Genomic DNA, 21,816 nt, shown 5'->3' on the forward strand with positions numbered 1-21,816 from the left:
CTGCGGACCGGACACGGTAACCGCACGCTGCCAGCCCGCCAATCAGTAAATCAGAGGATGACCTTGTCGCGGAGTTTCTCGGCGGCCTGTTGCAGCGCCTGGATTACCCGCTCCTTGTCGAAGTTCTGCACGCCGTTGGTGTCCAGGTACATGGAGAACCCTGGCAGCTCGTGCTCGACGAAGCTGTTGGTCGCGCCCAGGTCGCGGCGGAAGTCCACCACCTGGTAGATCTGTACCGGACGGGAGAAACCCTTGACCGCGATCTGCCCCTTGTCGCGGCACATGATCACGTCCTTTACCAGCGAATAGGTTTCGTGAGAGACCAGGATCTCGCTGGCCTCGGCCGCGCTTTCCAGGCGGCTGGCCAGGTTCACTTCGCGGCCGATGATGGTGTAGTCCATGCGGGTGTCGGCACCGAAGTTGCCCACCGTGCAGTAGCCTGTGTTGACGCCCATGCGGATTTCCAGCGGGCGGGTGATGCCCCGCGCGCGCCATTGCTGGCGCAGCACCTTCATGTGCTTGCGCATGGCGATGGCCATGGAAACGGCCGCCACCGCGTCTTTCTTGGCGCCCTGGCTGGACGGGTCGCCGAAGAACACCATCACGCAGTCGCCGACGAACTTGTCGATGGTGCCGCCGTACTTGAGGGCGATCTTCGACATTTCATTGAGGTAGTTGTTGAGCAGGTCGGTCAGGGCTTCTGCTTCCAGCTCTTCGGAGAGCTCGGTGAAGCCCTTGATGTCGGAGAAGAACACCGTCAGCCGCTTGCGCTGGGTTTCCAGGCGAACGCTGCGCTTGCCGGTGAAGATCGATTCCCAGACCTGTGGCGACAGATACTTGGCCAGGTTGCGGGCCAGGCGCGCGGCCTTGGCCTGTTCCAGTTCGATTTCCTTGCGCGCCAGGGCCAGGCGCACGCCCTGCTGGTGAACGAAATAGGCGGTGGCGCAGACGTAGAATGTCGTGAACAGAATGCTGACCAGCGAGACCAGCGGCGGGGTGACGCCCTGGTAATGCAGACTCACCACGGGGTAAGCCAGGCCGATGCCGATGCCCACGCAGAGCAGCGCCATGGCCAGGTTGCGCAGGCTGCCGCTCACCAGGGCGCTGAAGCTGAGGGTCAGCAGGAACATCAGGCTGGGCACGATGGAGAAGCCGAGCAACAGGATGCCGGCACCGGCATTCATGGCGTCCAGGCAGAGCAGGACCTGTGCCGTGCGTTCCGGATGATCGCGCTTGAAGCGGTAGCTCAGGTGATAGGCCAGGTGCGGATAGAGCAGGGCGTACGGCACCATCCACAGCAGGTCCATCGAGAAGTACTGGATGTAGGTACCGGCGGCAATGGTCGCGGCGCAGATCAGATAGGCGAGCACGCGGGAGTAGTACTCGCGCAACGGGCGAGTGGCGAGGCCATTGCGGCGCTCAACCCTGGTGGAAGTCATTATGCGTACGATCCCTGGTAGATTTATCGACGCCTTTTTCTATGCGCCTTGCAGACTGCCACCGGGCGGGATCGGCGCCAGGCATCGATGATGGTGGCTCCGGCCGAATCGCGCAGGTTTCAGTCTCGCCGTCGCGGAGCCAGCTCGGCGATGACCGGTCCGGGCGACAGCCGACAGATCATAACCAAGCCGCGCCGCATCGCCAAACCAGAGCGTCGAAAGTGCGCATACGCTGGTCGGATATGCTGCTGGCGTCGCACTCAGAAGCGGACGCGGCCGGTCAGCATGTCCTTGAACATGACCCAGTCGCCGAGAAGGCTGTACAGCGGATACTGAAAGGTCGCGGGACGATTCTTCTCGAAGACGAAATGGCCGACCCAGGCGAAACCGTAACCGGCCACAGGCATCGCCAGCAGCCACAGCCACTGCTGGGTGATCAGGGCGTAGCCGAGAATCGCCAGGACCAGCAGGCTGCCAACGAAATGCAGACGGCGACAGGTCGGGTTGCTGTGCTCGGCCAGGTAGAACGGATAGAAATCGGCAAAGCGGGTGAAGCGTTCGGCGGTTTGCGTACTCATGGCGTACCTCCTGTTATTGTCGCGGACAGCTTAGTGAGCGCGAAGCTTGCGAGTCAGTGACAATCACGGCCAGTTTAGTAGCCTTGTGCGCAGCCGCCCGACCATTCGAAGAACAACAACATGACTGAACGCACCACATCCTCGAGCTGGGCACAGGGAATCGTCCAGGCGCTGGAGTCGGCCGGGCTCGATTGCCGTGCGCTGTTCGCCGAGCTCGGGTTGGACTATGGGGCACTGCAGGACCCCGACGCGCGTTTCGCGCAGGACGACATGACCCGGCTCTGGCATCGCGCCGTGGCGGTTTCCGGCGACCCGGCAGTCGGCCTGAACATGGCGCGGCAGGTACGACCTGCGGCGCTGAATGTGGTGGGCTACGCGCTGATGTCCAGCCGGAATCTGAAAGAGGGCTTCGCCCGTCTGGTGCGCTATCAGCGAATCATCGCCGAGGGTGCCGATCTCGACTTTCAGCCATGCGCCCAGGGTTATCGATTGAGCCTGACCATTCAGGGCGACCGTCTGCCACCTGCTCCGCAGAGCGCGGAAGGCTCGCTTGCCGGTTGCCTGACCTTCTGCCGCTGGTTGACCGGAGACGCGCTGCGGCCGCTGGAGGTCTGCTTTCAGGGGCCGCAGCCGGCCGATCTCGAACCCTATCGTCAGCTGTTCCAGGCGCCGCTGCGCTTCGGCGCGCCGCGCTATGCCCTGCTGTTCCGCGAGGCCGATGTGAACACGCCGCTGCCGACCGCCAACGAGGCGCTGGCGCAACTGCATGACCGCTTCGCCGGGGAATACCTGTCGCGCTTCGCCGACAGCCGGGTGATGCACCGTGCGCGACAGATCCTGTGCCGTCTGTTGCCGCAAGGCGAACCCCGGCGCGAGGCGGTCGCCCAGGCCCTGTGCCTGTCGGAAAGAACGCTGCAGCGGCGCCTGCAGGAGGAGGGCGGCAGCTTCCAGCAGTTGCTGGACGACACGCGACGCGACCTGGCAGAGCAGTATCTTGCGCAACCTGACCTGGCGCCGCTGGAAATTGCCTACTTGCTCGGCTTCGCCGATCCGAGCAATTTCTATCGGGCCTTCAAGCGCTGGTTCGGCGTGACGCCTGGAGAATACCGCCTGGCCGCTCGCGCGCGGCGCTAGGAACCTGTATCCGTAGTCGAAGCCTTAGCTAAGGCGCTCTGCACATCAACACGATGGAGAACGAAATTGGCCAGCAGCCTGCTTGCGCTGATCGATGATATTGCGACCGTGCTCGACGATGTGTCGGTCATGACAAAGGTCGCGGCGAAGAAAACCGCCGGGGTGCTGGGCGACGACCTCGCCCTCAACGCCCAACAGGTAACCGGCGTGAAGGCTGACCGCGAGCTGCCAGTGGTATGGGCTGTGGCCAAAGGGTCGCTGCGCAACAAGGCGATCCTGGTGCCGGCGGCATTGTTGATCAGCGCCTTCGCCCCCTGGGCAATCACGCCGCTGCTGATGCTCGGCGGGGCGTTTCTCTGCTACGAGGGATTCGAGAAGCTGGCGCATCGCTTCCTGCACAAGGAAGACGGCGAACATGCCGAGACGGCGAGAGCGCTGGCCGACCCAGCGGTGGACATGGTGGCTTTCGAGAAACGCAAGATCGCCGGCGCGGTGCGCACCGACTTCATCCTTTCCGCAGAGATCATCGCGATCACCCTGGGTACGGTAGCGGCGGCTTCGTTCAACCAGCAGGTGGCGGTCCTGGTCGGCATCGCGATTCTGATGACGGTGGGCGTCTATGGCCTGGTGGCGGCGATCGTGAAGCTCGATGACCTGGGTCTCGCCTTGAGCAAGCGGGCCAGTGGCCTGGCCAGTTCAACGGGGCGGGGCATCCTGCGGGTAGCGCCCTGGCTGATGAAATCGCTGTCGGTCATCGGTACCGCGGCGATGTTCATGGTGGGCGGCGGCATCCTTACTCATGGCATCCGCGCACTGCATCATTTCATCGAGACCAGCGCCCACGAAGCACTTGGGCTGCCTTACGTCGGTGCGGTACTGGGCGGGTTGCTGCCGACCTTGCTGGATGCCGCATTCGGCATCCTCGTCGGCGCTGTCGTGCTGGGGCTGGTGACGCTGGGTGGCCGCTTGTTCAAGCGCGGCTCCGGCGCCGCGGCCTGATCAGTGACGCCAGAAGGCCGGGGTCAGTAGCACCAGCACGGTGATGATTTCCAGGCGGCCGAGCAGCATGCCGATCGACAGCAGCCACTTGGCGGTGTCCGGCAATGTGGAGAAGTTGCCGGCCGGCCCGATGATCTCGCCCAGCCCGGGGCCGACGTTGCATACGGCGGTCGCCGCGCCGGTCAGTGCGGTGATCGGGTCCAGGCCCAGCAGTGCCAGACACAGCGCCAGCACACCGATGGTCATCGTGATGAAGAACGAGAAGGTGAGGATCGAACGGACGATTTCCTCGTCGAGGTTGTGGCCGTTGTACTGCTGACGGATCACCGCGCGGGGATGGATCAGCTGCTTGAAGTTGGCGCGCAGCAGCGAATAGGCCACCTGGAAGCGGAACATCTTCAGGCCGCCTGAGGTCGAGCCCGAGCAGCCGCCGATAAAGGTCAGGTAGAAGAACGCCATGACCGCGAAGCCGCCCCACTGGGTGTAGTCGTCCACCGCGAAGCCGGTTGTGGTGACCACCGATACCACGCTGAAAGTGACGATGCGCAGTGCATCCAGCGCCGGTACATCGTTGTTCAGCCAGTACCAGCCGCTGAACAGCACGCTGGTGATGGCCAGCATGAGCACGAAGCCACGCACCTGCTGATCCCTGAACAGCGCAGTGCGGTGGCCGCGCAGGGTCATCACGTACAGCGTGAACGGCAGGCTGCCGACGATCATGAAGAACACCGCGACCCAGTGGGCGGAGGGGCCGAACTTGCCCATCGAGGCGTCCGAGGTGGAGAAGCCGCCGGTGGCGACGGTGGACATGGCATGGTTGATGGCGTCGAAGGCGCCCATGCCGGTCAGCAGGAAAGCGATGAAGGCCGCGATGGTGAAGGTCACGTAGATCACCAGCAGATACTGCCCGGCCACGTGCGAGCGCGGCATGACCTTCTCCGACCAGTCCGAGGATTCGGTCTGGAACAGCCGCATGCCGCCTACGCGCAGCAGCGGCAGGATCGCGATGGCCATGCCGATGAAGCCGATGCCGCCCAGCCAGTGCAGCAGTGACCGCCACATCAGCAGGCCGGGCGACGCGCTGTCCAGGCCCGAGAGCACCGTCGCGCCGGTGGTGGTGATGCCCGACATGGTCTCGAAGAAGGCATCCGAATAGCTGATGTGCTGGATCAGCATCAGCGGCAGCGCGGCGAAGCAGCAAACCACCACCCAGCTGATGGTCGTCAGGAAGTACATGTCGCGCGGGCGCAGGTGGGTATTGGCCGGCTTGCCCGGGGCGACCAGGGCGAAGCCGCAGGAGAAGGTGATCAGGCTGCCCCAGATGAAGGCCTGCAGGTCGTCGGTGCGCTCGTAGGCCAGCAGTGTCAGCATCGGGATGATCATGCTGACGGCAAGGGTGATGAGGAAAATGCCGAGGATGAAACCGATGATGCGCAGGGTCGGCAGGGCCATGTAGAAGGTGCTCGGCACGGGTGAAAGAGGGGCCGACATTCTACTCGCGTCGCGGTGGCAGTAAACCGCTCGGCGGTTCATTGAAAAATGTTTTCGCGGCGTGGCCCCGGCCCCTTCCCAAGCCCATCGGCATGAATAGAATAGCCGCCCGGGCGCCGGCCCATTCCGGTCTCTGGGTGTTCACCTGCCATGTCCATCGACAATCCCTGCCTCACGTGCGGCGCCTGCTGCGCGTACTTTCGTGTGTCCTTCTATTTTGGCGAATGCGTATCGGCGGGTGGTGCAGTGCCGGACCATCTGACCGTTCAGGTGTCGCCGTTCCATGTCGCCATGCTCGGCACCGACAGCAAGCCCGCACGCTGCGTCGGTCTGCTGGGAGACGTGGGCTGCGGCGTGCGTTGCAGCATGTACGAGCAGCGTTCGAGCACCTGTCGCGAGTTCGAGGCCTCCTGGGAGAATGGCGAGCACAACCCGCACTGCGATGCCGCCCGTGCCGCCCATGGCCTGCCGCCGCTGGTGCCGCCGCTGCAGCCCCATCTGTCGCCGGATCGGGTCGCCTGAGCCGGGGCATCGGCTGAGCTGTCGGCCAGCCATCACTCGCGATAAGGCGGCAACAGCCTCTAGAATGTCCGACCGCCTTAGGAGGTAATGGATGGACGCTCTGGATCTGCTGCTCAATCGCGTTTCGGTCACTCGCCTGTGCGAGCCGGCCCCCACTGCCGATCAACTCGACCTGATGTTCCGCGCCGGGCTGCGCGCTCCGGATCATGGTCAGCTACACCCGTGGCGCTTCCTCATCATCGAAGGCGATGCCCGCCACAAGCTTGGCGAGCTGTTCGCCGCGGCCCTGCGCGAGCGGGATGCCGGTGCCGCCGAGGAGGCGCTGCAGAAGGCACGCAACATGCCACTGCGCGCACCGATGCTGGTACTGGTGATCGCCAGCGTGAAGCCGCATCCGAAGGTGCCCGAAGGCGAGCAGCTGCTGGCTGCAGGCTGCGCGGCTCATGGCCTGCTGCTCGCGGCGCATGCCCAGGGCATCGGAGCGGTGTGGCGCACCGGGGAGTTTTCCTACGATCCGCGGGTGCTCGAGGGCCTCGGATTGACCGAGCAGGAGCGCCTGCTGGGCTTTCTCTATATGGGTACGCCGGAAGGGCGCGTGCGCAGCGCGCCGGTTCTGGAGCCCAAGGACTTCGTCCAGCGGTGGAACGCTCAGTGAGACGCCAGATCGTCTGAGGTTCTGCTCGCCGGGCCGGCCAGCGGCAGACGCAGGCGGGCGACGAAGCCGCCGTCGGGGTGATTGGCCAGTTGCAGCTGGCCGCCGTGGCGCTCGGCGGCGCGTCGGGCGATGGCCAGCCCCAGGCCATGCCCGGCCGCGGTCTGGCCCGGGGCCCGGAAGAAAGGCTCGCTGAGCTGGGGCAAGTGCTCGTCGGCCACGCCGGGGCCATGGTCGCGAACGCTGATCACCAAGTCCTGGCCGTCGCGCTGGGCGCGCAGCTCCACCGGCACCCCTTCTGGATTGAAGCGCAGGGCATTGCGCAGCAGATTGTCCAGCGCACGCTCGAGCATATCCGGCCAGCCCGTGTAGCGGATGCCGGGTTCGACGCGACTGTCGATACGTTGCGTGGGGGCGACGATACGGGCGTTGTCCTTCAGCTGTTCGAACATATCGGGCAGATCGACGTCGATTGCCGCGCCGGGCTCGGCATCCAGCCGCGAGAGTTCCAGAATCTCGCTGATCAACGCCTCCAAGCGGTCGCATTCCTTGGCCAGCCGTGGCCAGATCACCTCGCGTTCGGTGGGCGTGGCGCGCTCGGCCAGGCCCAGGGCAATGCGCAGTCGCGCCAGCGGCGAGCGCAATTCGTGGGACACGTCGCGCAGCAACTGTCGCTGGCTGCCGATCAGTGCCTGCAAGCGCGCACCCATGCGATTGAAATCGCTGGCCAGCACGCCGAGCTCGTCGCGGCGGGTCGCCAGGCGCGCCAGCGACTGCTGCTGATAGGTCGTCTGGCCGAGGTCGTGCACGGCACGGCGCAGGCGATCCAGCGGTCGGGTGATGGAGAGCGTCAGCAGCAGGCTGAAGCCGGTCAGCACCACCAGAGCGATGCCCAGCGCACTCAGCGGCCAGGCCAGGCTGCCGCGGTGCCAGGCCTGCAGTTCGGGATGCGGAATACGGTAGATGAACAGGTAGGTTTCGCCGGTGGTCGGGCTGGTGTAGTCGGCGGTCAGGCGTCGCCAGGGCAGTGGACGCTCGCGATCCTGATGGCGCGCCTCGAAGGCGGCAGCGCGGGCGGGGAAGGTACCGCGGATGATCGGCTGGCCGTTTTCCGCCAGGACCTGTACATCGACCCGTGCACGATGGCGGTGCTGTTCGAGCAGCCGCTGAGCGGCCAGCGGGCCCTGGCGCTCGTAGACTTCGGTCCAGGTCTCGGCCAGGCCCTGCAAGGCGGGATGCCGACCGAGAATCCAGGCATCCTGGTTCAGTGCATGGCCGAGCAGCATCGCCAGGCCGGCGACCAGGGCAATGGCCAGCCAGAAGGTTGCGAGTATGCGCCAGAAAAGTGATCGCACCGGGTCTCTCCACGGCAAAAAGCCCGGCACGCTTCGCCCATCACATGACGGGCGGACGCTGCCGGGCGGGGTATCAGATGGACCGCCGGATCAGTTCTTCTGATCGCGCTCGGCCTTCCACTTGAGGAATTCGGCGCGTTCGGCGCGCTTTTCTTCCATTTTCTTCAGGCCTTCATCGAAGGCTTTCTGCTGCTCCGGCTTGAGCAGGGCGCGCATGCTCTGGTGAGTCTTTTCTCGACTGGCGTCCAGATCCTTCTGCATGGCCTGGCGTTCGGCTTCGGGCAACTTGTCGAGGTAGCGCTGGGTGATCGCCTGGCGCTGCTTCATCTGTTCGCCCATCAGCTTGCGCATTTCGCGCTGCTGTTCCTTTGTCAGGTCCAGCTCCTGGAACATGTGCGGGGCTCTTTTGCCGCCATGGGGGCCGTCGTGCATGCCACCGGGCATGGCAAAGGCGAGGGTCGGCAGGGCGGCTGCGAACACTAGGGCTACGAGTGATTTGCGCATGATGAAACTCTCCTATGTAGGGAAACCGGTCGTGCCGCCGCGGCATCGAAGAAGCTGGCGGCTGGTCGGTGACCGGATGAGTTCAGTCTACGCAGCGCAAGGTCAAGGGCGGTCAGCCCAGGGTAAAGCCTCGGTAAAGACGATCAGCCGGGCACGATCAGGCCGAATAGAGATAGCCACGGCTGCGCAGGGCGACGATCCGCGGGCTGCCGTCGGCGTGCGGGCCCAGTTTGCGGCGCAGGTTGCTGACATGCATGTCCAGGCTGCGGTCGTAGAGCGTGAGCTTGCGACCCAGGGCGTGCTGGGCCAGGGCCTGCTTGTCGATCGGCTCGCCGGCCTGGGCCAGCAGGGCCTCAAGGATGCGGCCTTCGGACAGCGTCAGGCTGACGTCATGCCCGCCGACACTGGCAACGCCGCGGGCGGGGCTGTAGCTGAGGTCGCCGAGTTCGAGCTGGCTGGGCGCGGCTGCCGGTTGGCTGCGGCGCAGCACAGCTCGCAAACGCGCGGTCAGTTCGCGCGGGTCGCAGGGCTTGGCCAGATAGTCGTCGGCACCGAGTTCGAGGCCGAGAATGCGGTCCAGCGGTTCGCCACGGCCGGACAGCATCAACACCGGCAGGTCCGGATGTTCGCTGCGCAGCTGCTTGAGCAGTTCAAGGCCGCTGCCGTCCGGCAGCATCACATCCAGTACTACCGCGGCGGGCTGATACTGCGCCAACGCCTGCTTCGCGCTCTGCCCGTCATGGCAGGCATGGGCGACGAAGCCTTCCTGTGCGAGCCAGCTGATCAGCAGCTCGCACAGCTCCTGATCATCATCGATAAGCAGCAATTCGCTCATGTTTGCCTGTTACTCAATTGAGCCACTGGCGCCGACGCCGGCCGCGCGTCACCAGCAGGCCCAGTAAGAAGCTGGTGACGCCAACGGCTCCGCCCACCGCGAACCATTGCTGCTGCTCGTTCAGCAGCGCCGGCAGAACCTTCGACTGCTCGGCTTGCAACTGCATGCGCAGCCGGCGGTTTTCCTCGCGCAGACGCAGCAGCAGGGCTTCGGTGGTATCGCTGGCCAGGCGTGCCGCGCGGGGCTCGGTGGCGGTCTGCTGCGCTTCGATCGGTGCGGCTTCGCTGGCTTCGTCAACCGGCACGGTCGGTACGCTTGATGTTTCTTCAGCCTGCAGCGCAGGGGCCAGCAGGGTCAGGGCAAGCAGCAGGGAAAGCGGTCGTTGACGCATCGGAACTCCTATTTCCTTACGAGGCCGTGGAAGACCAGCAGCCGGGCGGATTCGCTATCCCCGCTGTGTCGGCTCAGGGCAGCACTTTCTTGAAGGGCTTGACCACCACATTCACGTAAACGCCGGCGGCCTTGTATGGATCGGCATCGGCCCACTGTTGTGCAGCTTCCAGCGAATCGAACTCGGCGACCACCAGGCTACCGCTGAAACCGGCTTCGCCCGGGTCGTTGCTGTCGATGGCAGGATGCGGGCCGGCGAGCACCAGGCGACCTTCGTTCTTGAGCTGCTCCAGGCGCGCCAGGTGGGCCGGGCGGGTGGCGAGGCGGTCCTGCAGGGAATTCGGTGCGTCGGTGGCGATAACGGCGTACAGCATGGTCGTTCCTCTTTCGCGTGGGTTGCGGCGTAAAAAAAGTATTGCATCCACGCCGGGTGGGGCTGGCGTGTGCCAGCCAGGGCGTCGACGCCCACAGGCCAGCAGCGCGGCATCATAGCAAACGGCGCCTGGCGGGAAACTGCCAAGGATGCATCGCACGGCAAGCAGGATCGGCGGTCGAAGCAGAAGGTTTCGCGGCGCCGGGTGCCGCTGGTGCAAGCCAAAGCCCCGGCGCGGCGTTAGACTAGCCGGCCGTTCGCCCGCGCTGTCTTGCTGAACCGGGCTTGTCGGACAGTTTTTCGCGAGGTGCCGGCACCTCACTGGAGTGCGTTACCTGATGATCGTCGATCTGCATTGCCACAGCACTGCCTCCGATGGCGTGCTGGCGCCAACCAAGCTGGTGGAGCGTGCCCATGGGCGCGGGGTCCAGCTGCTGGCGCTCACCGACCACGACACCGTCGATGGCCTCGCCGAGGCTCGGGCGGCTGCGTTGGCGCTGGGGTTGCAGCTGGTAAACGGCATCGAACTCTCGTGCCTGTGGAACGGGGCTACCATTCATGTACTGGGCTATGCCTTCGCCGCCGATGCGCCAGCGTTGCAGCAGGCGATCACGCAGCTGCACGAAGGGCGCTGGCGGCGGGCCGAACAGATCGCCCAGCGGCTCGAGGCCAAGGGCATGCCAGGCGCGCTGGAGGGCGCACGGGCGATCCAGCAGGAGCTGGGCGACAGCGGCAACGCGCCGGCTCGTCCCCACTTCGCGGAGTTCCTCGTGCGTGCCGGCCATGTCCGCGATCGTGCCGAGGCGTTTCGCAAGTGGCTCGGCTCCGGCAAGCTCGGTGACGTGAAGCAGCACTGGCCGAGCCTCGAGCAGACGGTTCGGACCTTGCGCGAGGCGGGTGCCTGGATCAGCCTGGCGCATCCATGGCAGTACGATTTCACCCGCAGCAAGCGCCGTCGCCTCGTCGTCGATTTCGTCGCGGCGGGCGGCCATGCGCTTGAAGTGGTCAACGGCATGCAGCCGCTGGAGCAGGTTGGCGGTCTGTCGATCCTGGCGCGCGAGTTCGGCCTCATGGCCACCGTGGGCAGCGACTTCCACGCACCGGGCGACTGGTCGGAGCTGGGGCTGTATCGCAACCTGCCGGAGGATCTGTCACCACTCTGGAGACATTTCGACCATGAGCGCCGCCTACCTGCTGCCAGCTGAACAGGGAGTTCCCATGAGCCAGTTCTTTCAGATCCATCCGGACAACCCGCAACCGCGCCTGATCAAGCAGGCCGTGGAGATCATCCGCAAGGGCGGGGTGGTGGTGTATCCCACCGATTCCAGTTATGCCATCGGCTGCTCGATGGGCAACAAGGCCGGCATCGAGCGCATCCGCCGGCTGCGTCAGCTCGACGACAAGCACAACTTCACCCTGGCCTGCCGCGACCTGTCGCAGCTGGGCCTGTTCGCCAAGGTCGACACCGCCGCCTTCCGCCTGCTCAAGGCGCATCTGCCCGGGCCCTACACGATCATTCTCACGGCGACGCGCGAAGTGCCGCGCATGCTGCTGCATCCCAAACGTCGCACCATCGGGCTGCGCGTACCGGCATTGCCGATCGCCCAGGCGTTGCTGGAAGAGCTCGGCGAGCCGCTGATGAGTGTCAGCCTGATCCTGCCGGGCGAAGACCTGCCGATGAGCGATCCGTACGAGATGCGCGACGCCCTGGAGCACCAGGTGGACCTGATCATCGATGGCGGGTACGGTGGCCTCGAGGCCTCGACCGTGGTCAGCCTGGTCGATGATCAGCCGGAGGTGGTGCGGGTCGGCTGCGGCGATCCCGAACCCTTCATGGCCTGAGCCTGAATGGCATGTATGCCGGTACAACATCATCTGGCCTGGGCGGTGAGTGGATTGAGGCAGGTTCGATGAACATGTCTCCGAGACCAGGCGCTGCGACGAGTCATGGCCGGCTATGGCAAGGTGCCGCGATGGGCTACGGGCGCGAGACTTGACCAACTGAACCTACCAAACAGGCCAATTAAGCAAGGACACTCTTTTGAGCTCCATGGATTCACAGCGGCGTGTGGTTTCCGGTATGCGCCCCAGCGGCCGACTGCACCTTGGCCACTACCACGGCGTATTGAAGAACTGGGTCAGGCTGCAGCACGAGTACGAATGCTTTTTCTGCATCGTCGACTGGCATGCGCTGACCACCGACTACGAGAGTTCCGGCGAAATCTCGCAGAACGTCATGAGCATGGCGGTGGACTGGCTGGCCGCCGGGGTCAGCCCGAGCTCGGCCACGCTGTTCATCCAGTCGCAGGTGCCCGAACACGCCGAGCTGCACCTCTTGCTGTCGATGATCTGTCCGTTGGGCTGGCTGGAGCGGGTGCCGTCGTACAAGGAACTGCAGCAGAACCTGCAGGACAAGAACCTCGACACCTACGGCTTTCTTGGCTATCCGCTGCTGCAGGCGGCGGACATTCTGCTGTACCGCGCCGGACTGGTGCCGGTCGGGGCCGACCAGCTGCCGCATATCGAATTCGCCCGCGACGTGGCGCGCCGCTTCAATCACCTCTACGGCCGTGAGGACGACTTCGAGAGCAAGGCGGAGGCGGCGATCCGCAAGCTTGGCAAGAAAACCTCCAGGCTCTATGTCAGCCTGCGCAAGAGCTATCAGGAGCAGGGCGACGTCGAGGCGCTGAATACCGCGCGCGCGGTGATCAAGGAGCAGCAGACCATCACCATCGGCGACCAGGAGCGGCTGTACGGCTACCTGGAGGGCTGCGGCAAGCTGCTGTTGCCCGAGCCGCAGGCGCTGCTCGGCGAGGCGCCTAAGCTGTCCGGGCTCGACGGCGGCAAGATGGCCAAGTCCAACAGCAACGCCATCTATCTGCGGGATACGCCGACCGAGATCGAGGAGAAGATCCGTCGCATGCCCACCGACCCGGCGCGCGTGCACCGCAGCGACCCCGGCGAGCCGACGCGCTGCCCGGTGTGGCAGATGCATCTGGCGCATTCCGAGGAGGCAGTGTGTCAGTGGGCCGAGCAGGGTTGTCGCAGCGCCGGCATCGGCTGCCTGGAATGCAAGGCACCGCTGATCGATTCGATCAAGGCCGATCTTGCGCCGCTGCAGGAACGCGCGCTGGATTACGAGCAGAACCCCGATCTGGTACGCAGCATCCTGGCCGAGGGAGCCGAGCGCGCCCGCGACGAAGCCCGTGAGACGCTGATCGACGTGCGTCAGGCGATGGGCCTGAATTACCGCTGACGCGCCCGCGCAGCTTCGAGGAAGACCATGCAGACCGAACCCCAGAGCCACGAAGCGACTCAGCCCGGCGAGCAGCTGCGCCTGGCGCTGGTCTATGGCGAGGCGGTTACCGAGCTGCCGCTGGACCTGTACATACCGCCGGATGCGCTGGAAGTCTTTCTCGAAGCGTTCGAAGGCCCGCTGGACCTGCTGCTCTATCTGATCCGCAAGCAGAACATCGACATCCTCGACATCCCGGTGGCGGAAATCACCCGCCAGTACATGGGCTACGTCGAGCTGATGAAGTCGGTGCGTCTGGAACTGGCCGCCGAATACCTGGTGATGGCCGCCATGCTCGCCGAGATCAAGTCGCGCATGTTGTTGCCGCGCTCGGCCGAAGCCGCCGAAGAGGAAGACGACCCGCGCGCCGAGCTGATCCGCCGGCTGCAGGAGTACGAGCGCTTCAAGGCCGCCGCCGAGGATCTGGACGAGCTGCCGCGGGTCGGTCGCGACCTGCAGGTGCCACGCCTCGATGCCCCGGATGCCAGGGCGCGCAAGCTGCTGCCGGATGTCAGCCTGGAGGAACTGCTGGTATCCATGGCCGAGGTGCTGCGCCGTGCCGACATGTTCGAGAGCCACCAGGTGACCCGCGAGGCGCTGTCGACCCGCGAGCGGATGAGCGAGGTGCTTGAGCGTCTGAAGGGGGGCGGTTTCGTCCCCTTCGTGGCGCTGTTCCATGTGGAAGAAGGGCGCCTTGGCGTGGTGGTGACCTTCATGGCCGTACTCGAGCTGATCAAGGAATCGCTGGTCGAGCTGGTGCAGAACGAGCCCTTCGCGCCTATCCATGTGCGCAGTCGAACCGAATAGATATTTGCAGGAGTCAACCGTGGACCTGTCCGATCCCAAGGATCTCGCTTCGCTGCTCGAAGCCTTTCTGCTCGCGTCCGGCAAGCCGCTCTCCCTGGAGCGCCTCGGCGAGCTGTTCGAGGAGCATGAACGACCCTCGTCGGCGCAGCTGAAGAAGGCCCTCGAAGTCCTGGACAAGTCCTGCAAGGGGCGCGCCTTCGAACTCAAGGAGGTGGCCAGCGGTTATCGTCTGCAGGTGCGCCAGCGCTTCTCGCCCTGGGTCGGGCGGCTCTGGGAGGAGCGTCCGCAGCGTTATTCCCGGGCGCTGCTGGAAACCCTGGCGCTGATCGCCTACCGCCAGCCCATCACCCGTGGCGAGATCGAGGACATTCGCGGCGTTGCGGTCAACAGCCAGATCGTCAAGACATTGCAGGAGCGCGAGTGGATTCGCGTGGTCGGTCATCGTGACGTGCCGGGGCGCCCGGCGATGTTCGCCACCACCCGACAATTCCTCGACCATTTCAATCTGAAGAACCTCGACGAACTGCCGCCGCTGGCCGTGCTGCGGGAAATGGAGCCCGAGCTGCGCCCGTTGCTCGACGACGATGCGGCCGTGCCGGTCGCCCTGCAGGCCCGCGCCGACGAGACGTTGGACGAGCCGCAGGCGCCCGCGCGCGAGCAGACCAGCTTCCGTAGCCTGCTGGCTGAACTCGATGGCATGGAACAGGGGCTCAAGACCGACTTCGACGACCTGCTCGAAGCGCAAGCCGCGGATATCGACTCCGACGAGGAGCAATCGACCCCCTGAGCCCAGGCATGTCGCCGGGGCGCCGGCGGCCTCGCTGCAGCCGGCCGCTGGGGGCATAGCTCTGCAGCTGCATGTCGTGCGCAACCATTGGCCTTGCGTCCTGTCCGAACGCCAACCGACTCCGGATGGTTTATGGTTGTCGAAGAACAAAATTCCGCAGCAGGAGAGACGCATGCACCCGCGAGTTCTGGAAGTCACCGAGCGCCTGGTCGAGCGCAGCCGCAAGACGCGTGAGCGTTACCTCGCGATGATGGCCGCCGCTGCCAGCGAGGGCCCTCAGCGAGGCGGGCTGCAATGCGCCAACTTCGCCCATGGCGTCGCCGGCTGCAATTCCACTCAGGACAAGCAGAGCCTGCGCCTGATGAACGCGGCGAACGTCGCGATCGTGTCGGCATACAACGATATGCTTTCGGCGCATCAGCCCTACGAGCATTTTCCGGAGATGATCCGCCAGGCGCTGCGCGAGATTGGTTCGGTCGGCCAGTTCGCCGGCGGCGTGCCGGCAATGTGCGACGGCGTGACCCAGGGCGAGGCGGGCATGGAGATGAGCCTGGCCAGTCGCGAAGTGATCGCCATGAGCACCGCGGTGGCGCTGTCGCACAACATGTTCGACGCCGCGCTGATGCTCGGCATCTGCGACAAGATCGTCCCCGGGCTGATGATCGGTGCGCTGCGCTTCGGCCATCTGCCGACGATCTTCGTACCGGGTGGGCCGATGCCATCGGGCATCCCCAACAAGGAAAAGGCCGCGGTGCGCCAGCGCTACGCCGAAGGCAAGGCGAGCCGCGAGGAGCTGCTGGAATCGGAAATGAAGTCCTACCACAGCCCGGGCACCTGCACCTTCTACGGCACCGCCAACACCAATCAGGTGGTGATGGAGATCATGGGCCTGCACCTGCCGGGCTCCTCGTTCGTAAATCCTTACACGCCGCTGCGCGATGCGCTGACCCGCGAAGCCGCGCAGCAGGTCACCCGCCTGACCCATCAGGCGGGCAATTACACGCCGCTGTGCCAGGTGGTCGACGAGAAGTCCATCGTCAACTCGGTGGTCGCGCTCAACGCCACCGGCGGTTCGACCAACCACACCCTGCATATTCCGGCATTCGCCCGCGCCGCCGGCATCCAGCTGACCTGGCAGGACATGGCCGACCTTTCCGAGGTGGTGCCGACCCTGGCCAAGGTCTACCCCAACGGTCAGGCCGATGTGAACCATTTCCATGCCTGCGGCGGCGTGCCCTTCATGGTGCGCACGCTGCTCGACGCCGGCTTGCTGCATGAGGATGTGCACACGGTGGTCGGCAAGGGCCTGCGCCGCTATATCCAGGAGCCGTTCCTCGACGGTGACAAGCTGGTCTGGCGCGATGGGCCCGCTCAGAGCCTGGACGAAACCATCCTGCGCCCGGCAGAGCGGCCCTTCTCGCCGGAGGGCGGCCTGCGTGTGCTGGAAGGCAACCTGGGACGCGGCGTGACCAAGATCTCGGCCGTGGCGCCGGAGCATCGTGTGGTCGAGGCGCCGGCACGGGTGTTCATCGACCAGAGCGAGCTGGCAGCCGCTTTCAAGGCCGGCGAGCTGGAGCGCGATTTCATCGCCGTGGTGCGTTTCCAGGGGCCGAAGGCCAATGGCATGCCGGAGTTGCACAAGCTCACGCCCTTCCTTGGCGTGCTGCAGGACCGCGGCTACAAGGTGGCGCTGGTTACCGACGGGCGCATGTCCGGCGCCTCCGGCAAGGTGCCGGCGGCCATCCATGTCTGCCCGGAGGCGCTGGACGGTGGGCCGCTGGCGCTGGTCCGTGATGGCGACATCATCCGCGTCGATGGCGAGACCGGCGAGCTGCGGGCGCTGGTCGACCCGGCCGAATGGGCGACGCGCCAGCCGGCCATCCGCCCGGAAGACATGGGTATCGGTTGCGGTCGCGAGCTGTTCGCCTTCATGCGCGCGTCCTTCAGCACGGCGGAGCAGGGCGCCAGCGCGTTCACCGAGAGTCTGGAGGCGCTCAAGTGAAGACAGCGCTGGTTGGCGACATCGGTGGTACCAATGCACGCTTCGCGCTGTGGCGCGATCAGCGGATCGAGCAGATTCGCGTGCTGCCCACGGCAGACCATGCGCGTCCGGAGCTGGCAATCCGCGCCTACCTCGACGAAGTGGGCCAGCCGCTGGATGCGCTGGAAGCAGTATGCCTGGCCTGTGCCGGGCCGGTGAGCGGCGATCACTTCCGCTTCACCAACAACCACTGGCAGCTGAGCCGACAGGCGTTCTGCCGCGAACTGGGCCTGAAGGATCTGCTGCTGATCAACGACTTCACCGCCATGGCTCTCGGTATGACCCGGCTGCGCGATGACGAGCGCGTCACGGTCCGCGAGGGCGAGCCTGAACCCGGCCGGCCGCGTCTGGTCATAGGCCCCGGCACCGGGTTGGGGGTCGCCGGGCTGCTGCCGCTGGTGGGCGGCGGCTGGCGCGCGTTGCCGGGCGAGGGCGGGCATATCTGTCTGCCGATCGGCAGCGAGCGCGAGGCGGCGATCTGGACGCAACTGCACCGCGCACAGGGCCACGTGAATGCCGAAGCCGTGCTCAGCGGGCCGGGTTTGCTGACGCTCTATCGTGCCTGTTGCGCGCTGGATGGCCGAGCGGCCGAACACGACTCTCCGGCCGGGATCACCAAGGCCGCGCTGGCTGGCGAGCCGTACGCCGTGGCCGTGCTGGAGCAGTTCTGCCGCTGGCTGGGGCGCATCGTCGGCGACAACGTGCTGACGCTCGGTGCACGCGGCGGGGTATATATCGTCGGCGGCGTGGTGCCGCGCTTCGCCGAGTTCTTCATGCACAGCGGCTTTTGCGAGGCCCTGTGCGAGAAAGGCCAAATGAGTGGCTATTTCGATCGCCTGCCGGTATGGCTGGTGACCGCGCCTTATCCGGGCCTGGAAGGCGCCGGCGTGGCGTTGCAATCGCTGCTGGAGGGCGTCTAGGCGACTGGCAGGGAAAGGCGACGGGCGATCGGATAACAACAAGAAAAGGGACGTGACGTGAGCCAAGCAGGTAAGAACATCCTTCTGGTCGACGACGATCAGGAAATCCGCGAACTGCTGCAGACCTATCTCAGCCGCTCGGGCTTTCAGGTCCGCGGCGTGCCGGACGGCGCGCAGTTTCGCAGCGCGCTGTGCGCCGAACCGGCCGATCTGGTGATACTCGACGTGATGCTGCCCGACGAGGACGGCTTCAGCCTCTGCCGCTGGATTCGCCAGCACGAGCGGCTGGCCTCGATGCCAATCATCATGCTCACCGCCAGTTCCGACGAGGCCGACCGGGTGGTCGGTCTTGAGCTGGGCGCCGACGATTACCTCGGCAAGCCGTTCAGCCCACGCGAGCTGCTGGCGCGGATCAAGGCCTTGCTGCGGCGGGTCAGCTTCGCCCAGGAGCGCGGCAGCGACGTGCTGGCCTTCGATGAATGGCGGCTGGACATGATCAGCCACCGTCTGTTTCACGCCGATGGCGAGGAAGTCTTTCTGTCCGGTGCCGATTTTGCGTTGCTCAAGCTGTTTCTCGATCATCCGCAGCAGATCCTCGACCGCGACACCATTGCCAACGCCACCCGCGGGCGCGAGGTGATGCCGCTGGAGCGCATCGTCGACATGGCGGTGAGCCGTCTGCGCCAGCGCCTGCGCGACACCGGCAAGTCGCCCCGGCTGATCCGCACCGTGCGCGGCTGCGGCTATCTGCTGGCAACCCAGGTGACGCCGCACCATGAATCTGCGCACTGAGCGGCGACGCCTGCGGCTGGTGCCGCGCTCACTGCTCGGACGCATGCTGTTGCTGACCCTGCTCGCGGTGCTGCTGGCGCAGGGCCTGTCGAGCCTGATCTGGTTGTCACAGCTGCGCGCCAGTCAGATGGAAGGCCTGCTCACCAGCGCCCGCAGCCTGGCGCAGTCGATGGCGGCCAGCGTCAGCTACTTCCGTTCGCTGCCGCTGGGCTACCGACCGCTGGTGCTCGACCAGCTGCGCAGTATGGGCGGCACGCGCTTCTTCGTCTCGCTCAACGACAAGCCGCTGGAGATGAAGATCCTGCCGGAGACGCCGCGCAAGCGTGCGGTGCTGCACGAGGTGGAGCAGGTGCTGCGCCAGCGTCTGGGTGGCGCAGTGGACCTGACCATCGAGTTCGTCAGCCCGGACGATCTGCGCATCTTCAACAGCGGCATCAAGCTCGAGGAGCTGCCGCGCTCCTGGGCCCACTACGCGCTGGGCTTCGAACCGCTGGCGCCACCGGTGCTGGTGACGCAGATCCAGATCGCGCCGCAGGAATGGCTCTATCTCGCCTCGCTGATGCCGGCACCCTACGTCAGCCTGGAAGACGAGGGGCTGCCGGTGCAGCAGCTGTGGTTCATCGTGCTGACCAGCGCCTTCCTGCTGCTGTTCATCGGCCTGCTGGTGCGCTGGCAGAGCCGGCCATTGAAGCGCCTGGCCAAGGCGGCGCGGGAGCTGTCGGTGGGAGGGGAAGTGCGGCCGCTGGCCGAGATCGGTGCCAGCGAGATCGTCGAGGTCAGCCGCGCCTTCAACAACATGCGCGAGCGCATCAGCCGCTATCTGACCGAGCGCGGCCAGTTGTTCAGTGCCATCTCCCACGACCTGCGTACGCCCATCACACGGCTGCGGCTGCGGGTCGAACTGCTGGAGGACGAGGCCCAGCAAGTCAAGTTCAACCGCGATCTCGACGAACTGGAGCTGCTGGTCAAGGGCGCCCTGCAGTGCGTGAAGGACACCGATATCCACGAGAACATCGAGGCCGTGGACCTCAATCTGCTGCTCGAACACATCGTCGAGCCCTACCAGGCCTGCGACCAGACCCGCGTGACCCTGGATGGACGCGCGCTGGCGACTTACCCCGGCAAACCGCTGGCACTCAAACGCTGCATCGGCAACCTGCTGGACAACGCCCTGAAGTATGGCGAGCGCGCCCACCTGCACGTCGAGGATGGCAAGGAGGCGCTGGTGCTGCACGTTGACGACGAGGGGCCAGGTGTTCCGGAGCAGCGCCTGGAGCACGTTTTCGAACCCCATGTACGGCTCTCCGGCCAGCAGCAGGGCTACGGCCTGGGGCTGGGTATCGCGCGCAACATCGCTCACGCCCACGGCGGCGAGCTGAGCATGCGCAACCTGCAGCAAGGAGGGCTGAGGGTGACCCTCACACTACCGCGCTGAAGCCTCCGGGCGTGCCTGTTACCTGTGGAGTGCCTTTGTAACCGGTTGGTGACCATCGGCCATCCCTTCGTTACCCAGTGTCCATTTTTCCGGGCATAGACTCGGTCCATCGCAAGCGACCCACGACTTGCCGGATAAAAACAAGAAGGTACTCCTCCATGAATGCGATCCATCGTCTCGCTCTTTCCGTTTCCCTTGCCCTGCCATTGCTCGCCCACGCCGGCGAGGTCGAAGTCCTGCACTGGTGGACCTCCGGCGGCGAGAAGCGCGCCGCCGACACCCTGCAGAAGATGGTCGAGCAGAAAGGCCACACCTGGAAGGACTTCGCCGTCGCCGGTGGTGGTGGCGAGGCCGCCATGACCGTGCTGAAGACCCGCGCGGTTTCCGGCAACCCGCCGTCCGCCGCGCAGATCAAGGGCCCGGACATCCAGGAATGGGGCGAACTTGGCCTGCTCGCCAACCTCGACGACACCGCCAAGGCCGAACGCTGGGACGAGCTGCTGCCCGAGCAGGTCAGCAAGATCATGCAGTACGACGGCTCCTACGTGGCCGTGCCGGTCAACGTGCACCGGGTCAACTGGCTGTGGATCAACCCGGAGGTATTCGAGAAGGCCGGTGCCACGCCGCCGAAGACCCTCGACGAGTTCTTTGCCGCTGCCGAGAAGCTCAAGGCAGCCGGTTTCGTGCCGGTCGCCCACGGTGGCCAGCCGTGGCAGGACGGCACCGTGTTCGAGGGCTTCGTGCTCAGCATTCTCGGGCCGGACGACTACCACAAGGCATTCGTCGAGCTGGACGAGGACACCCTGACCGGCGACAAGATGGTCCAGGCCTTCACCGCGCTGAAGAAGCTGCGTGATTACCTCGACGCCGATGCTGCAGGCCGTGAGTGGAACCGTGCCACTGGCATGGTCATCGACGGCAAGGCCGGCATGCAGATCATGGGTGACTGGGCCAAGAGCGAGTTCACGGCCGCCAACAAGGTCGCGGGCAAGGACTACCAGTGCCTGCCATTTCCCGGCACTCAGGGCAGCTTCACCTTCAACATCGATTCGCTGGCGATGTTCAAGCTGAGCAGCGATGAGAACCGCAAGGCCCAGGAAGACCTGGCGCGCGCGGTGCTGCAGCCGGAGTTCCAGACGTTCTTCAACCAGAACAAGGGCTCCATCCCGGTTCGCCAGGATCAGGACATGAGCGAGTTCGACGCCTGCGCCCAGCAGTCGATGAAGGACTTCAAGGCGGCGGCCCAGGGCAGCGGCCTGCAACCCAGCCTGACCCACGGCATGGCCGCTTCGAGCTACGTGCAGGGCGCGGTGTTCGATGTCGTGACCAACTTCTTCAACGACCCCAAGGCCGATCCGCAAAAGGCGGCCAGGCAGCTGGCGGCGGCGATCCAGGCCGTGCAGTGACGCCAAGGGCGGACCGCGTCCGCCCGATTTCCCGAACCGTTGTCCCGGTACAGGCCAAGGC

Annotated in this window: 22 protein-coding genes; 14 read left to right on the plus strand and 8 right to left on the minus strand. The window is 65.4% G+C overall.

The features are described 5' to 3' along the window. Window positions 1-50: 50 nt before the first annotated feature. Together ACVRRC_RS09330 and ACVRRC_RS09335 are read right to left on the minus strand one after the other, a co-directional pair. Window positions 51-1,439: an adenylate/guanylate cyclase domain-containing protein gene (locus ACVRRC_RS09330; protein ID WP_011913575.1), complete on the minus strand. Its 1,389-nt coding sequence runs from the start codon at window positions 1,437-1,439 to the stop codon at window positions 51-53. Between the two features lie 260 nt (window positions 1,440-1,699). Beyond that, entirely contained in the window at window positions 1,700-2,017 is a 318-nt protein-coding gene (locus tag ACVRRC_RS09335; RefSeq protein WP_020307891.1) for an Mpo1-like protein, read from the minus strand. Between the two features lie 120 nt (window positions 2,018-2,137). On the opposite strand from ACVRRC_RS09335, the gene ACVRRC_RS09340 reads away from it, so the two are divergent. Together ACVRRC_RS09340 and ACVRRC_RS09345 are read left to right on the plus strand one after the other, a co-directional pair. Then, window positions 2,138-3,151 (plus strand): AraC family transcriptional regulator, encoded by a 1,014-nt coding sequence (locus tag ACVRRC_RS09340; RefSeq protein ID WP_283259062.1) that lies wholly within the window; start codon window positions 2,138-2,140, stop codon window positions 3,149-3,151. Window positions 3,152-3,217: 66 nt separating this feature from the next. Beyond that, the gene (locus tag ACVRRC_RS09345) at window positions 3,218-4,150 is read left to right on the plus strand and encodes a DUF808 domain-containing protein (RefSeq protein WP_013983069.1); all 933 of its coding nucleotides are present in this window, start codon (window positions 3,218-3,220) and stop codon (window positions 4,148-4,150) included. Here ACVRRC_RS09345 and ACVRRC_RS09350 read toward each other — a convergent pair whose 3' ends face one another. Next, window positions 4,151-5,602: a TrkH family potassium uptake protein gene (locus ACVRRC_RS09350; protein ID WP_014596988.1), complete on the minus strand. Its 1,452-nt coding sequence runs from the start codon at window positions 5,600-5,602 to the stop codon at window positions 4,151-4,153. A 189-nt stretch (window positions 5,603-5,791) separates the two neighbouring features. Between ACVRRC_RS09350 and ACVRRC_RS09355 the strand changes: the two genes are divergently transcribed. Together ACVRRC_RS09355 and ACVRRC_RS09360 are read left to right on the plus strand one after the other, a co-directional pair. Further along, window positions 5,792-6,163, plus strand: coding sequence for a YkgJ family cysteine cluster protein (locus tag ACVRRC_RS09355; RefSeq protein WP_011913570.1), 372 nt, complete (start codon window positions 5,792-5,794; stop codon window positions 6,161-6,163). A 91-nt stretch (window positions 6,164-6,254) separates the two neighbouring features. Continuing rightward, complete coding sequence (locus ACVRRC_RS09360) at window positions 6,255-6,818, plus strand: NAD(P)H nitroreductase (RefSeq protein WP_014596986.1); 564 nt, start codon at window positions 6,255-6,257, stop codon at window positions 6,816-6,818. Here the strand turns inward: ACVRRC_RS09360 and ACVRRC_RS09365 are convergent. The 5 genes from ACVRRC_RS09365 to ACVRRC_RS09385 all read right to left on the minus strand — a co-directional run bounded on the left by ACVRRC_RS09365 (window position 6,812) and on the right by ACVRRC_RS09385 (window position 10,273). Continuing rightward, window positions 6,812-8,170 (minus strand): sensor histidine kinase, encoded by a 1,359-nt coding sequence (locus ACVRRC_RS09365; RefSeq protein WP_336316362.1) that lies wholly within the window; start codon window positions 8,168-8,170, stop codon window positions 6,812-6,814. The genes ACVRRC_RS09360 and ACVRRC_RS09365 overlap by 7 nt on opposite strands. A gap of 90 nt (window positions 8,171-8,260) precedes the next feature. After that, on the minus strand, window positions 8,261-8,674 hold the full coding sequence (locus ACVRRC_RS09370) for a Spy/CpxP family protein refolding chaperone (RefSeq protein WP_011913567.1): 414 nt from the start codon (window positions 8,672-8,674) through the stop codon (window positions 8,261-8,263). A gap of 157 nt (window positions 8,675-8,831) precedes the next feature. Continuing rightward, window positions 8,832-9,509, minus strand: a complete 678-nt coding sequence (locus tag ACVRRC_RS09375) for a response regulator transcription factor (RefSeq protein WP_011913566.1) — start codon at window positions 9,507-9,509, stop codon at window positions 8,832-8,834. A 13-nt stretch (window positions 9,510-9,522) separates the two neighbouring features. Further along, window positions 9,523-9,900, minus strand: a complete 378-nt coding sequence (locus tag ACVRRC_RS09380; protein ID WP_106443091.1) for a hypothetical protein — start codon at window positions 9,898-9,900, stop codon at window positions 9,523-9,525. 73 nt (window positions 9,901-9,973) lie between these two features. Continuing rightward, the gene (locus ACVRRC_RS09385; protein WP_003294265.1) at window positions 9,974-10,273 is read right to left on the minus strand and encodes a YciI family protein; all 300 of its coding nucleotides are present in this window, start codon (window positions 10,271-10,273) and stop codon (window positions 9,974-9,976) included. A gap of 337 nt (window positions 10,274-10,610) precedes the next feature. On the opposite strand from ACVRRC_RS09385, the gene ACVRRC_RS09390 reads away from it, so the two are divergent. From ACVRRC_RS09390 to ACVRRC_RS09435, 10 genes are all read left to right on the plus strand, one after another. Beyond that, on the plus strand, window positions 10,611-11,477 hold the full coding sequence (locus tag ACVRRC_RS09390) for a PHP domain-containing protein (RefSeq protein WP_079328829.1): 867 nt from the start codon (window positions 10,611-10,613) through the stop codon (window positions 11,475-11,477). Window positions 11,478-11,490: 13 nt separating this feature from the next. Continuing rightward, window positions 11,491-12,114 (plus strand): L-threonylcarbamoyladenylate synthase, encoded by a 624-nt coding sequence (locus ACVRRC_RS09395; RefSeq protein WP_011913563.1) that lies wholly within the window; start codon window positions 11,491-11,493, stop codon window positions 12,112-12,114. A gap of 208 nt (window positions 12,115-12,322) precedes the next feature. Then, window positions 12,323-13,528, plus strand: coding sequence for a tryptophan--tRNA ligase (locus ACVRRC_RS09400; protein ID WP_170934300.1), 1,206 nt, complete (start codon window positions 12,323-12,325; stop codon window positions 13,526-13,528). A gap of 27 nt (window positions 13,529-13,555) precedes the next feature. Continuing rightward, window positions 13,556-14,374, plus strand: a complete 819-nt coding sequence (locus tag ACVRRC_RS09405) for a segregation and condensation protein A (RefSeq protein WP_336316363.1) — start codon at window positions 13,556-13,558, stop codon at window positions 14,372-14,374. 19 nt (window positions 14,375-14,393) lie between these two features. After that, a complete protein-coding gene (gene scpB / locus ACVRRC_RS09410) occupies window positions 14,394-15,161 on the plus strand; it encodes an SMC-Scp complex subunit ScpB (RefSeq protein ID WP_013983056.1) in 768 nt (255 codons plus the stop codon). 172 nt (window positions 15,162-15,333) lie between these two features. Further along, complete coding sequence (edd, locus tag ACVRRC_RS09415; protein WP_011913559.1) at window positions 15,334-17,163, plus strand: phosphogluconate dehydratase; 1,830 nt, start codon at window positions 15,334-15,336, stop codon at window positions 17,161-17,163. Beyond that, window positions 17,160-18,122 carry a glucokinase gene (locus ACVRRC_RS09420; RefSeq protein WP_019406092.1) on the plus strand — a complete coding sequence of 321 codons (963 nt, stop codon included), beginning with the start codon at window positions 17,160-17,162 and terminating at the stop codon, window positions 18,120-18,122. The genes edd and ACVRRC_RS09420 overlap by 4 nt, the downstream gene beginning before the upstream one ends. Window positions 18,123-18,179: 57 nt before the next feature. Continuing rightward, entirely contained in the window at window positions 18,180-18,914 is a 735-nt protein-coding gene (locus ACVRRC_RS09425) for a response regulator (protein WP_011913557.1), read from the plus strand. Beyond that, on the plus strand, window positions 18,898-20,349 hold the full coding sequence (locus tag ACVRRC_RS09430) for an ATP-binding protein (RefSeq protein WP_242630798.1): 1,452 nt from the start codon (window positions 18,898-18,900) through the stop codon (window positions 20,347-20,349). The genes ACVRRC_RS09425 and ACVRRC_RS09430 overlap by 17 nt, the downstream gene beginning before the upstream one ends. A gap of 158 nt (window positions 20,350-20,507) precedes the next feature. Then, on the plus strand, window positions 20,508-21,755 hold the full coding sequence (locus ACVRRC_RS09435; RefSeq protein WP_017245222.1) for an ABC transporter substrate-binding protein: 1,248 nt from the start codon (window positions 20,508-20,510) through the stop codon (window positions 21,753-21,755). The last annotated feature ends 61 nt before the right edge of the window (window positions 21,756-21,816 follow it).

The organism is Stutzerimonas sp. LR2 (genome assembly GCF_055755175.1).